Annotated in this window: 10 protein-coding genes and 1 tRNA gene; 3 read left to right on the top strand and 8 right to left on the bottom strand. The window is 63.7% G+C overall.

Features of this window, described 5'->3' with window-relative positions:
* Window positions 1-24 precede the first annotated feature (24 nt).
* On the bottom strand, window positions 25-183 hold the full coding sequence (locus CHB69_RS20160) for a hypothetical protein (RefSeq protein ID WP_170935543.1): 159 nt from the start codon (window positions 181-183) through the stop codon (window positions 25-27).
* Window positions 184-452: 269 nt separating this feature from the next.
* Here CHB69_RS20160 and hmuQ point away from each other — a divergent pair, with 269 nt between their 5' ends.
* A complete protein-coding gene (gene hmuQ, locus CHB69_RS12220; RefSeq protein WP_245836742.1) occupies window positions 453-752 on the top strand; it encodes a heme-degrading protein HmuQ in 300 nt (99 codons plus the stop codon).
* Window positions 753-779: 27 nt separating this feature from the next.
* On the opposite strand, the gene CHB69_RS12215 is transcribed toward hmuQ, so the two are convergent.
* The 3 genes from CHB69_RS12215 to CHB69_RS12205 all read right to left on the bottom strand — a co-directional run bounded on the left by CHB69_RS12215 (window position 780) and on the right by CHB69_RS12205 (window position 5,212).
* A complete protein-coding gene (locus CHB69_RS12215) occupies window positions 780-1,700 on the bottom strand; it encodes a DUF2493 domain-containing protein (RefSeq protein WP_089216272.1) in 921 nt (306 codons plus the stop codon).
* A 297-nt stretch (window positions 1,701-1,997) separates the two neighbouring features.
* Window positions 1,998-3,029, bottom strand: a complete 1,032-nt coding sequence (locus tag CHB69_RS12210) for a DUF7146 domain-containing protein (protein ID WP_089216271.1) — start codon at window positions 3,027-3,029, stop codon at window positions 1,998-2,000.
* Between the two features lie 80 nt (window positions 3,030-3,109).
* Window positions 3,110-5,212, bottom strand: coding sequence for a ParB/RepB/Spo0J family partition protein (locus CHB69_RS12205; protein WP_089216270.1), 2,103 nt, complete (start codon window positions 5,210-5,212; stop codon window positions 3,110-3,112).
* A 214-nt stretch (window positions 5,213-5,426) separates the two neighbouring features.
* Here CHB69_RS12205 and CHB69_RS12200 point away from each other — a divergent pair, with 214 nt between their 5' ends.
* Window positions 5,427-5,888 (top strand): GNAT family N-acetyltransferase, encoded by a 462-nt coding sequence (locus CHB69_RS12200; RefSeq protein ID WP_089216269.1) that lies wholly within the window; start codon window positions 5,427-5,429, stop codon window positions 5,886-5,888.
* Between the two features lie 62 nt (window positions 5,889-5,950).
* On the opposite strand, the gene CHB69_RS12195 is transcribed toward CHB69_RS12200, so the two are convergent.
* On the bottom strand, window positions 5,951-7,144 hold the full coding sequence (locus tag CHB69_RS12195) for a DUF932 domain-containing protein (protein WP_089216268.1): 1,194 nt from the start codon (window positions 7,142-7,144) through the stop codon (window positions 5,951-5,953).
* A 327-nt stretch (window positions 7,145-7,471) separates the two neighbouring features.
* Window positions 7,472-7,599, bottom strand: a tRNA-Gly gene (locus tag CHB69_RS20155).
* A gap of 59 nt (window positions 7,600-7,658) precedes the next feature.
* Between CHB69_RS20155 and CHB69_RS12190 the strand changes: the two genes are divergently transcribed.
* A complete protein-coding gene (locus CHB69_RS12190; protein WP_089216267.1) occupies window positions 7,659-9,065 on the top strand; it encodes a tyrosine-type recombinase/integrase in 1,407 nt (468 codons plus the stop codon).
* A 274-nt stretch (window positions 9,066-9,339) separates the two neighbouring features.
* Here the strand turns inward: CHB69_RS12190 and CHB69_RS12185 are convergent, their stop codons facing one another.
* Both CHB69_RS12185 and CHB69_RS12180 read right to left on the bottom strand, forming a co-directional pair.
* Window positions 9,340-11,787: a heavy metal translocating P-type ATPase gene (locus CHB69_RS12185; RefSeq protein WP_089216266.1), complete on the bottom strand. Its 2,448-nt coding sequence runs from the start codon at window positions 11,785-11,787 to the stop codon at window positions 9,340-9,342.
* A gap of 198 nt (window positions 11,788-11,985) precedes the next feature.
* Window positions 11,986-12,330 (bottom strand): DUF190 domain-containing protein, encoded by a 345-nt coding sequence (locus CHB69_RS12180; protein ID WP_089216329.1) that lies wholly within the window; start codon window positions 12,328-12,330, stop codon window positions 11,986-11,988.
* Between the last annotated feature and the right edge of the window lie 5 nt (window positions 12,331-12,335).

Below are 12,335 nucleotides of genomic sequence, written 5' to 3'. Positions count from 1 at the left end.
GGAGAAGCGCCCTTGGGACGACCTTCAGAACGGATCATAGACACGCACGATCAGGCTCGGATCCCCGTCGTAATCGGCTTCGGTCAGCACCGAATAGCCATCGCCGGTGTAAATCAGAACCACGCATGTCATCAGCGTCTGCGCGAGACTCCAGACGAACTTCTGGGCGGTGGGAAGTGACATGGGGCTGCTCCTGTCCTCGGAGCGGGGACCGTCCCCGCTCGACAGGCGCACGGGCGGCCGTCGCGGGGCCGCGATCACCGGAAGCGCAGCTGGAGGCCGCAAGCTTCGCTTAGCGGACCCCTCGCGGGTTGATCGTCACAAGGCCTTGCAGAGGCTAAGAGTAAGCTAAGGAGAGGGGGGGCTGTGCCCGCGGCGTAATTCGGAGAGCAGGCCAGCTTTCCATCGCCCAGAAGTTCGCCCCAGAAAGGAATGACACCATGTATATCGCAATGAACCGGTTCAAAATCGTGGAGGGTCAGGAAGCCGCCTTCGAAAAGGTCTGGTCGGACCGCGACAGCCATCTCGACGGCGTGCCGGGGTTCAAGGATTTCAAGCTGGTGCGCGGTCCCGAGCATGAGGATCACACGCTTTATGCCTCGCACAGCGTGTGGGAGTCGGAAGAAGCGTTCAGCGCCTGGACGCGTTCGGACGCATTTCGGCTCGCCCACCGCGACGCCGGCGACAACCGGGCACTTTATCTCGGCCACCCGGAGTTCGAAGGATTTACTGTCGTGCTCGGTGGCGACTGACCAAACAGGATGCAATGCACGCGGCACTTATGCGCCGCGTTTGCGAAAATCGAACAGTGGAATGCCAAGCTTCCTTGCCTTGTCGGCGAGGTTGTCCTGAATACCGGTGCCGGGGAACACCACTACCCCAATCGGCAGTACTTCCAGCATAGTATCGTTGCGCCTGAACGGCGCGGCCTTGCCGTGCCGGTTCCAGTCGGGCTTGAACGCGACCTGGCAGACTTTGCGGTTGTCGGCCCAGCAGGCGGCGATGCGCTCCGCGCCGGACGGCGCACCGCCGTGCAGCAGAACCATGTCGGGATGTTTGGCGCGCACGCGATCGAGCGCGGCGAAGATTGCATCGGTATCGTTGCAGTCCTTGCCGCCGGTGAACGCAACCTTGGTTCCGGTGGGAATCATCACCACGGTTTCGGCGCGTCGGCGAGCGGCGATGAAGTCTCGGCTGTCGACGACCGCTGCGGTCATCGCTCGGCGGTTGACCACACTGCCGTGGCGCGGCCGCCAGGCCGAGCCGGTGTGGGTGCGGTAAAGGTCCGAGGCGACATCGCGCATCAGCTCGTGCGCGTCGCGCCGTTCTATCAGCGTCAGCCCCTGGGCGAGAAGGCTTTCCAGTTCGACCGAGGTGACCTCGGAGCCGTCCTGTTCGCGCTGCGAGCGGCGCTGTGCCTGTTCGTTGTCGTCGAGTTCGCGTTCAACCCGCTCGGCCGAGCGGTGGAACAGGTTGACCGTGGACCAGAGCAGATCGTCGAGATCGGTTTCGAGGCGTGTGTCGGCCAGCGTGCCGACCAGCGCATCGAAGATGTCGGCGATGGCCCCGGCGACGCGGTCGCCTTCAGGTAGCGGTCGCGGATCGGGTTCGTCTTCGTAGCGCCGAAACCCGTAAAGCTGCAATTCGTCGAGAATGTGGGCGGTTTGCGATTGGTCGTGCGGGTCTTGGCGATCGGTCATGGCAGTTGCTCCGTTTTCGAAGACCGCGCTTCTCGCGGCCTTCACGGGCGAGCCGGGAGCGGGGGCGGAGCGGGCCGACACCTGAAAGGACGAAGCGAAGCGGAGGACGGCGGAGCGCGGCTTTCTTGGTCCGCGTGGAGCAGGCGCAGCCTGCGGGGAAGAAAGTCGCTCGTAGCCGTTGCCGGACCGGGCCGGCTCCGGTTCTCTCGCCCGCTCTGGAAGGCCGGGGCGCGGCTCTAACGGGAGATGGAGTTCACCATGTCCAACACGCGGCACACCCATTCCGCTTTCCGGTCATCAGCCGATGAACTGTTCGGCATCTTCGGGCATGAGCTGCACCCGGACATCCGCCCGCATGGCGTTCCTCCCGAACTGGCGCAGGTCGTCGTTGAAATCGCCGAGCCTGGCATCGAGCGGAACTGCATCGATCCCGGCTTTGTGCGCCCGGGATGCCAGGTCATCTTGCGCTTTGCGACCGGCGGCATCGTTGTCGCGAGCGATATAGAGCCGGCGCAGCATGGGCGGGAATTGAAGCGCTGCAAGGTGCGCGGCGGATAAAGCGACGATCATTGGGATTACAGGCATGATCTGGCGCAGCGACAGCATCGTCTCGATTCCTTCGCCCGCGATCATGGTTGAGCCCGACGGTCCGAACCGCACGCCGTGCCCGAGCAGGTCGCCCATCGCACGGCGCGGCGTAACGACCTGCGCCTTGCCGTTGCCGCGTGGATCGAGCCAAGTACGATGGAGGCCGGTGAGCGTGCCGTGATTGTCGCGCACCGAGGCGATTAGCGCGGGGAACGCTTCGTGCGTGTCGGGGGTATCGTCCCGGTCGGGGCGATACCAACAGTTCGGATGGAAACGCAGACCTCCGCAGTTTCGCAAGTCGTTGATACCGCGACCCTGCAAATAGGCCTCGGCCAGCGTGCCGTGGATAGGTCGCGAGATCGCCCACAGTCGCCGCGCAGCTTCGGGCGAGCCGGTCTGCGCGGGCGTGCGTCGCGCGGTGTCGGATGGTTCGGGATCTGGCAGCGACAGGAAATTTCGCGCCTCTTCGAGCGTTTCGCCGAGCGAGCCGAGCCGCTGGTTCGCGGCGATCAGGTCGAGCAGGTCACCGTGCTCGCCGGTGGCCGCATCGGTCCATTTGCCAGCGGCGCCCTTGCCGTACTCCGAGCCGGTCAGCCGAACGAACATGCTGCGCCCCGGAGTGCCCTCGACATCACCGATCAGCCAATAGCGGCCCTGCCGATGACCCGCCGGCAGATAATAGCGGCAGACGCTCTCGGCGTTGCGCGCGAGCCGGCGCGCGAGGTCGGATGCCTGGTGCATCGCATCCTCCTTCAGACAGAAAGAGGGTCCGCCGGATTGCCGGCGGACCCTCGGGATGAGCAGGCCCGGGGAGCGGGAACCTACTCGGCGGCGACGGCGTAGGGGGGATCGCCCTCGACCGCCTCATCATCGCCCAACGGCTCGACATCCGCCACGGACCGTGCGCCGTCATCTTCCGCCGATTGCGCTTCGCTGTCGGCCTCGTCGGCGGTTTCCTCGTCCGCATCGTTCGACCCGGCCGCAACCGACGCGGTTCGGAGGGGTTCGGGGAGCCAGCCCGTGCCCGCGATCAACTCCTCGGCGCGTTCGGCCTGCGCGTCCTTCTTCAGCCCTTCGATGGCCTCGGCGGCCTCGTCCCCCTTGGCTTCGCGTACCGCCGCGACGATCCGCGCCTTGGTGACCTTGCCGAGATAGTTCTCGGCCGTGGTGGTCCAGCCCGCATCGACCATATCGAGCCCGATGTCGGTCGCGAGCCGTTCGGCATGGGCGAGCGCGCGCGGCCTGCGGTTGTAGGCCTCGACCGCCGCGTTGACCGTCATCGCTACGCAATGCGCGAACAGCGCGTTCCTGAGCTTGACCGGCATGGCGAGGATCGCGTCCCACAGCTGCTCGCTGTCGTCGGGCAGCGCGCCCGCGAACGCCTCGTGCCGTTCGGTCAGCGCCTCGGCATAAGGCGTCTCGCCAAGCCCCGGCGCCTGCGAGCCGAAGAAAACGCATTTGGCGTCGAGTTCGAGGCAGCTGTCGGGCGCGTAGCTGTAGAAGAGCTTGAGCGCGAGCGCATGCAGGCAGGCGCAGAACGCCGTGCCGTAGCTGCCGCCGACCGCGAGCCGGAGCGCGACCGTGCGATGCGCGGTCAGCTCGGTGACGAGCCGGTCGGGGATCGGACGCAAGCCGTCGTCCTCCTCGTCGCCGTCCACGGTGTGCCCGGCATCTGATGTGCCGGATGTCGCCGTAGTCGGACGCGATGCGGGATTGATCCCGCCGTCGTATTCCGGTTCGACCTTCTCCTCATCCTCCGGCCGCACATAACCGCGATCCACGCGCAGCCGCCCGCCATGATCGACACTGACGAACACACCCGCGCGGGCAATGTCATCCTCGTCGTAACGCACCGGCCGGTCGTTGATCGCATCGATCGCGGTCTCGATTTCGCCGAGCCGTTCGTCGATCTCGTCGGGCAGTTCCGGCGCATCGGCATATTCGGCTTCGAGCTGGTCGAGCTCGGCCTGGAGCGCGTCGCGCGTCGCCTGCTCCTCGTCGGTGAGCTCGGATTGCTCGCCTGAAATGCTGCGCAACCCATAGGTATGGCCGTAAGGGAAATCGACGCCGACCTCGATCCACTTCCAGCCTTCCACGCGGATGGCCTCGGCTTCCTCTTTGAGCTTTTCGGTAACGAGCATCTCGACGAGGCCGACATCCTCGAGCCAGCCGCCATCGTCGCTCTCGAACAGGTCGCGCATCACCGCGCCGCCTGCTTCGACATAAGCGTCGATGCCGACGAATAGCGCGCGCTTGTCCGACGCCCGCACCGAATGCTCAGTGAGCATGCGGCGGATCTGGTAGGGCTGGTCATTGTAGCTACCGCGTACGGCTTCCCAGACCTGGGCCTGACGCTCATGGTCGGGATTGACGGTGAACGCCATCAGCTGGTCGAGCGTCATCTCGTCTTCGGCGAAGGCGTCGAGCAAAGCTTCGCCCACCGAAGCAAGCTTCAGCCGCTGCTTGACGACATTGGCTGAGACGAAGAACGCCGCCGCGATCTCCTCCTCGCTCATGCCCTTCTCGCGCAGCGCCTGGAAGGCGCGAAACTGGTCGAGCGGATGCAGCGGGGCGCGCTGGATGTTCTCGGCGAGGCTGTCCTCTTCCGCATAGCCGCCCTCGCGCACTACGCAGGGCACGGGCGCGGTCTTGGGCAGCCGCTTCTGCTTCACCAGCAGTTCGAGCGCGCGGTAGCGGCGCCCGCCCGCCGGCACTTCGAACATGCCGGTCTCCTTGCCCTCCGCATCGGTGACGGCGCGCACGGTGATGCTCGCGAGCAGCGTGCGCCGGGCGATGTCCTCGGCAAGCTCCTCGATCGAGACGCCCGCCTTGACGTGGCGGACATTGGCCTGGCTCAGCACCAGTCTGTCGAACGGAATGTCCCGCGAGGGGCTGAGGGCGATGGTCTTGACTGACTTGGTCATGGGTCTTCTCCATGACGGGCCGGCCGGGAGCCACTCTCCCGACCTCGAACCCGTCACGAAGCGCAGCGCCGCCCTCTTCCTCTACGAGGGCTGCGCTGCGATCAAGCGCGAGCGATTGGACTGGGCAACCACTTCATAAGCGTCGATCCGACAGGATGCCCCGAGAGCGGACGTTCCATCTTCACCGAACGGAGGTTCCTGATAAAAAGGCGGAATGCAGATCATGATGGCAGTCTTTCCAGATGACATGGATGCGGTGCTAGAAATCTGGCGCGAATTTATCGCGAACTCCCCGGTCAATCTGGATTATCAAAGCAACGATGCCGAGTTTGGACGGCTGGCAACGAAGTATGCGCCACCTGATGGTTGCGTGTTGTTAGCGCTGCAAGACGGTGAGGTCGTTGGCTGTGTGGCGCTGAGAAGGGTGACGTTGGATATATGTCAGATGAAGCGTCTGTATGTACGGCCCAAGGCTCGAGGCAATGAGCTGGGTCGCCAGTTGATCGAGCGACTGATCGTCCAGGCTCGCGAAATGGGCTATCAAGAGATGAGGCTAGACGTGCAAGCCAAGTCGGTTTCGGCAAGGAAGCTCTACAAAGCTCTCAACTTTACGGAAGCTGAGCCGGTCTCGTTCAATCCGGTTCCCGGAGCATCCTTTCTCGGATTGCACCTCTAGGCCGTTTCGACAGTTATCAGGCTGTCAGCGCCAGAAGCGGACGGTCTTGAAACTATCGGTTGTCAGACCTTCTCCAGTAGCTTTTTCGCGCGGGTCTCGAGGTCGAGCCGTGCGTCCTGCTGCGTCTTGGCGCGAGCATAGGCGGTGATGCCCTGCACGAAGTCGAATACGGACTCGGGCGGTCGGCCTTCCTCGGCGAGTACGGTCTCGACGATCCTGCCGGTCTCAGCCTTGCCGAACCCACGCTTGCGCAGGAAGTCGGTGCGCTCGTCGTCACTGCGGGCGACGATCCGTTCGCGGGCCGCGCGGATGCCGTTCACAAACGGCTGCGGCGAACTGTCGGCAAACCGGGTTAGCGCTGGTGCCGCTTCGTGCGCAAAGCGATTGGCAGCGTATTTAGAATGCCGGATGCTGATCTCCTGGAAGTCCTCTACGCCCCAGAGATTGCGGTTCTGGCACACTGCGCGCAGGTAGAAGCTCGCGATGCCGAGCGTCTTCGCACCCACCTCGCTGTTCCAGCAATAGAAGCCGCGGAAGAACAGGTCGGGAGACCCGTCGGGAAGCTTGCCTGCCTCGATCGGATTCAGATCGTCGACCAGGAACAGGAAGACGTCGCGATCCGACGCGTAAAGCGTGGTCGTATCGGAGGTGATGTCGACCATTGGATTATAGACCCCGGTCGACCAGTCGAGCACGCCCGGCACCTTCCAGCGCGTATCACCTGTTCCATTGCCCGCGATGCGCTGCACGGCTGCGACCAGCTCATGGTCGTAGATGCGGCCGTAGTCGGGGCCGGTAACGGCGCGCAGTTCGGTGCGGCCATCTTCGGTTTCCAGCGTCTTGACTTGCTCGGCGCGGTGGCTGGTGAGCCCGTATTGCAAGTTGATCGCGGCAAGTGGCGCGGGAAGCTGGCGCATATAGGCCGCAGGTGCGCCGACCAGACCCGCGAGCTGGCCGAAGCTCCAATGGGTCGGCGCCAGCGGCTTGCCCGCATCGGGCAGTACGAGCGCGAGGCGCTCGGGATCGTCGCGGTGGGCTTCGACCCGGATCGCCGCGCTCTCCACCGTGCGCGTCCGGCTGCGCTCGGCACGGCCCTTCACTGACGCCATAAGGTCATCGAGCGACGTGTAGCGCTGATCCGCCGGGCGGCTGAACCACTCCGACGAGACCCGCCCGATCCGCTGGCCGCGACCGACATCGACCTTGTAGCCGCCGCTCCGGTCGTGGCTCGCGTCGAGAACTTGAACTTGTGTCATGACATGTCTCCGCGACGGCCCGGCCGGGAGCCTCTCTCCCGACACTCGAACCGTCACGGCGACAGCCGCCGCCCTCTTACTCTCCAAAGACGTTGAAGCACGACGACTCGGTCGTGGCGAAAACCTCTGTCGCGGGCGTGAATCGACTCTCGCGGATCAGCGTGATCAGAACGCAGCCGCCCCCCGACGATGAAAAATGCCGTAAATGGCCGCTGCGAGTTCGATTTCGCGTGGGTACGAATTGGATACCAAAAAGCCTTCAAACAGGCTCATATCCAAAATGCATTGCCGCCGGGCCTCGCATCTAATTGAAAATAATAGGAAAACTGGAGCGGGCGAAGAGATTCGAACTCTCGACCCCAACCTTGGCAAAGTTGTGAAAGGCTACGCTACAGTTTTCTGTTCTACGAAAAATCACTATGAAACAAATAGTTGTGGCAACTTCACTACTCCGCTATACTCCGGAAATAGCCCCGAATTTCCGTTACGGTGGTGAACGGGTGGTGAACTGAAAATGCCTCAAAACCTACGCAAATCCGGGAATATTCCTCTCACAAAGAGGGTTGTAGATGCCTCTCCGCCGGGAGAAAAGCGCTATCATCTCTGGGATAGTGAGTTGCGGGGCTTCGGTCTTCGGGTCGAACCGAGCGGGATCAAGACGTTCCTGGCAAAGTACCGCGCCGAGGGTGGCGGCCGCCGAGCGCCGGAACGTCGTATCACGATTGGCCGATATGGAGCCTTGACGCCTGAGGAGGCGCGCCGACAGGCCAGGAAAATTCTTGGCGGTGCTGCCACCGGCGCCGATCCAGCCGCTGAGCTCAAGGCCAAACGCAAGGAAATGCGGATCGCCGAGCTGGTCGATCTCTATGAAAAGGAAGGCTGTTACATCCAGCGCGGCAAGCGGCAGGGTGAGGCGATGAAGCCGTTGACCAAACAATATACGCTGGCGCGCCTCCGCCATCATGTCGTCCCGCTGCTCGGCAGCCGCCGGGTCAGCGAAGTCAACGCAGGCGATATCGAGCGCTTCTTCCGTGACGTCGAGGCGGGAAAGACCGCGCGGGACGACAAGATCGGCCCGCGCAGGCGCATTGTCGTGCGAGGCGGCGCAGGGGCAGCACGCAAGGTGTTTCGCGACCTGTCCGCCGTATTCAGTTTCGCGCGGCGCAGAGAGATCGTCACCCGCAACCCTTGCGAGACCGCAGCGGTCAAGAAAACCGACAATCACAAGGAGCGATTTCTCACACTCGAAGAAATAAGGCGCTTCGGCGAAGCCCTGCGCGAGATGGAGAAGGGCGGGATCAACCGCAAGGCGCTCGACATCATGCGCTTGTGGATGCTGACCGGATGCCGCCGCGAGGAGATCGCGAGCCTCAGGTGGCAAGAGGTCGATTTCGAGCATGGCTGCCTGCGTTTTGGAGACACCAAGACCGGCAAAGCAGTGCGGCCGATCGGTGCCGCTGCGATCGCTGTGCTCAAGACGATTGAGCAAACCGAGGGTTCGGAGTTCGTTTTTCCCGCCGGAGAAGGCGACAGCTATTTCCGAGGCTACAAGACGCCGTGGAAGAAGGTCGTCGAAAAAGCCTGCCTGCCCGGTGTGACGCCGCACACGCTGCGGCATACAATGGGTTCGACGGCGATTTCTTCCGGCGAAGCGATGGCGTTCACGGGCGCGATCCTGGGGCATGCCAATCCGCGATCGACGGCTATCTATGCGCACGTCCAGCACAGCCCGGCTCGTCGCGCCGCCGATCGTGTGGCCGAGCGGATCGCCGCGGCGCTCGCCGGCATGAGTGACCTTGAAGTCGATACCCCGGCTCCCGACGAGGATGAGGAACTGCTCCGCAGAGTGGCCGAAACGCTCTTGAAGGGCGGTGCGGAAGCTGATCGCCTGCGGGTCGTCATCAATGCGCTTGCCGCCTGATTGAAGCGGGCCGATGTCATTCTGGTGCCAAGCTGGTGCAACGGACTTTGATGTCTGAAATCGCCTGCGGTTTGGAGGTGGTGCCGACCCACGGTGACGATCGTCATGATGATCGGCGCATTCGTGCGGCGGTCACCTATCGGCGAGGGGCTGGGATGACGGGGCATTTTCGGATCATTCGATGATCTTGTCGAGTTCGCCCCGGTCGAGCCATACGCGGCACTTGCCAGGACGAGCGGGAAAACGGCAAAGGTCCATTTCGGGAGCCGCTTGGTCATTCGCCGCCTCCATTGTCCCGGTAGGCAAGCAATCGCAGCGCATTGAACACGACAAGCAATGTCGATCCTTCATGGGCCATGACCGCCGGACCGATCCCGAGTCCCAAGATCGTCGCTGGTACGAGCAGGGCGACCACGCCGAGGCTGACAACCAGGTTCTGCCGGATGATCCAGCGGGTGCTGCGGCTCAACCCTACGGCAAAAGGAAGATGCGCAAGGTCGTCGGCCATGAGCGCAACATCGGCGGTCTCGAGCGCAACGTCCGACCCGGCGGCGCCCATGGCGATGCCGACCGTCGCATTCGCGATAGCGGGCGCATCGTTGACACCGTCGCCGACCATCGCGACCGGCGTTTGGGCGCGCAGCCGACCGATCGCCTCGACCTTGTCCTCCGGCATCAGGTCGCCCCAGGCCTCCTCAATGCCGACATCGGCGGCAACTGCGGTTGCGACCCGCTGATTATCGCCTGAAAGCATGATCATGCGCTGAATGCCGAGTGTCTTGAGCCGCGCGATCGCTTCCTTTGCGGCCGCGCGCGGCGTGTCCATGAGCCCGATTGCGCCCAGGTCGCGGTCGCCGATTCGCACTGCCATTGTAGTCCGGCCCTGATCGCGCAGGCGCTCGATCGTTCGCGCGGTTTCCGCTGACAGCGCAGCGAAACCATCCCGACCGAACATCTCGGCCTTGCCGATCAGGACCATCTCGCCATTGACGCGAGCCTGTACGCCGCGGCCGGTGAGGCTTGAAAGGTCGGTCGCCGCGAGAACCGGCTGGCCGTCGAGAAATTGTTCGCCGTCGCGAGCTATAGCAATGGCAAGCGGGTGATCGCTGAGTCGTTCGACGGCCACTGCAATCGCCATGAGCTCGTCATCGTTTACGCCGGTTGCCGGCACGATGTCCGTGATGCGTGGACGGCCCTCGGTAAGCGTGCCGGTCTTGTCGAACGCGAGAGCATTCAGCGACCCAAGGGTTTCAAGCGGACCGCCGCCTTTGATCAGTACGCCACCGCGCGCGGCGCGCGCAACTCCTGACAAGACTGCGCTCGGCGTGGCGATCGCGAGCGCACAAGGACTCGCTGCCACGAGCACGGCCATCGCGCGATAGAAGCTGTCGCGGAACGGCTCATCGATGACCACCCAGGCGAACAGCAGGAACGCGACCAACGCGAGGACGGAGGGCACGAATACCCGTTCGAAGCGGTCGGTGAAGCGCTGGGTCGGCGATTTCTGCGTCTCCGCCTCGCTCACCATTTTCACCACCTTCGCGAGCGTGGTGTCGGCGGCAAGGCGCGTTACGGCGATCTCAATCGCGCCCGGGCCGTTGATCGTGCCCGCGAAGACGCGATGCTGAGCGGACACCTTGTCCGGCTGGGCCGCCGCTTGCATTCGATCCGGGACCGGCTCCTTGTCTACAGGCACGCTTTCGCCTGTGACCGGCGCCTGGTCGATGCTCGATCGGCCTGCCACAACGAAACCATCCGCAGACAGGCGCTCGTTCGGTTTCACCACCACAGTGTCGCCGATCACCAGACTTTCAACGGGAACTTCACTGAGGCCGCCATCGCCGCGGCGCACCATCGCTGTCCTGGGTGCCAGCTCGGCCAGGGCTTCGATTGCGCGTTTGGCCCGTCCCATGGCGTAATGTTCGAGCGCATGGCCGAGGCTGAAGAGGAACAGAAGGAGCGCCCCCTCGGCCCATGCCCCGAGCGCCGCCGCGCCTGCCGCTGCGACCAGCATCAGGGTATCGATCTCGAACCGTTTGATCCGAAGGCTGTCGATCGCTTCGCGCAGCGTGTAGTAGCCGCCGAAGAAATAACTCAGCAGGTAGAGTGTCAGCCCAGCCCCACCGAAATCCGGGCGCAGCTTCTCGAAACCGAAACCGGTTGCAAGCAGCGCTCCGGAAATCACAGCAAAGATGAGCTCGGTATTGCGCCCGAAAATGCCGCCGTGCTCATGCTCCTCCTCTTCCGAAGCCGCGGATGCGGGAACGACAAGAGGGGCTCGCTGCCAGACACCCAATTCCGCAAGCGCGCGCCGGATGTCCTGCTCGGAGGTCACCGAACGGTCAAACTCAACGCGGACAGCGCCCACCGCGCTGGCCTCGGCTTCGATCACCCCCGCTAACCGGCGAAGTTGATCGCCGACTGTGCGCGCCCGGCGCTCATGGAGGAGGCCATCGACGTCCCAGCGTATATGGCCATATTGGCCGGTGATGGCGGCACCCGCACTCGTGGCGAGCTGACGGACGCGAGCAAGCGGGAGGAAATCGGGGTCGTAGTGGATGCAGAGCTGGGCATTCCCATTCCCCGGCGCCGGGACGATATGGGCTTCGCTTACGCCCTCCCGCCCCTGGAGTTCCGAGGTCAGCCTTTCGACGCAAGCGTCAGCTTCGGCCTTCACGTCTGGCAGCAGGAGCGGAATATCGAGCCGAACTTTTTCGGTCATATCGTGTCTCCGTTCAACGGATCGACCGCATGCGGTGCATCCTTGAATGCCCCAACACCGGGCAGCGTGACGTGCGGCTGCGGTGCGCGCGCCCCTCCGCCAGCGAGGCGAAGGGGAGGTATCATTGCGGCAGGCGGCGAGCGCGTGGCCATGCAACCTCGCGTCCGGCATGGCATGCCGCTAACGCGAGATCCGCGATCATGCACCCTTCTCCGCGATGGTCTGTCGTGCCTTCCCGCCAAGCACTTCCACCGGTTCCAGGGTCATCAGACCGACATCCGGAATATCGTCGAGACTATCGACAAAAGTCCGCAGCCGCTCATCCTCATCGACGATCTCGATGACCACGGCACGGTCACTTTCGAAGACGTGCCGACGGTGGACATGCGCCGATCTGCCGAAGCCGAGTCGGGCATCCAGAACGGTGATGCCGGCCAATCCCGCGTCGCGCGCGCGCGATGCAATCACCTCCAGCACCTTGCGATCACCCAGATAGGCGGCTTCGTCGGTGTAGATCCGCAACAGCTTGATCGTTTCAGTCATGATCT

This window comes from Sphingopyxis indica (genome assembly GCF_900188185.1).
Lineage (GTDB): Bacteria > Pseudomonadota > Alphaproteobacteria > Sphingomonadales > Sphingomonadaceae > Sphingopyxis > Sphingopyxis indica.
Note: the sequence above shows the minus strand (reverse complement) of the source record. Positions and strands in the feature narration are given on the sequence as shown.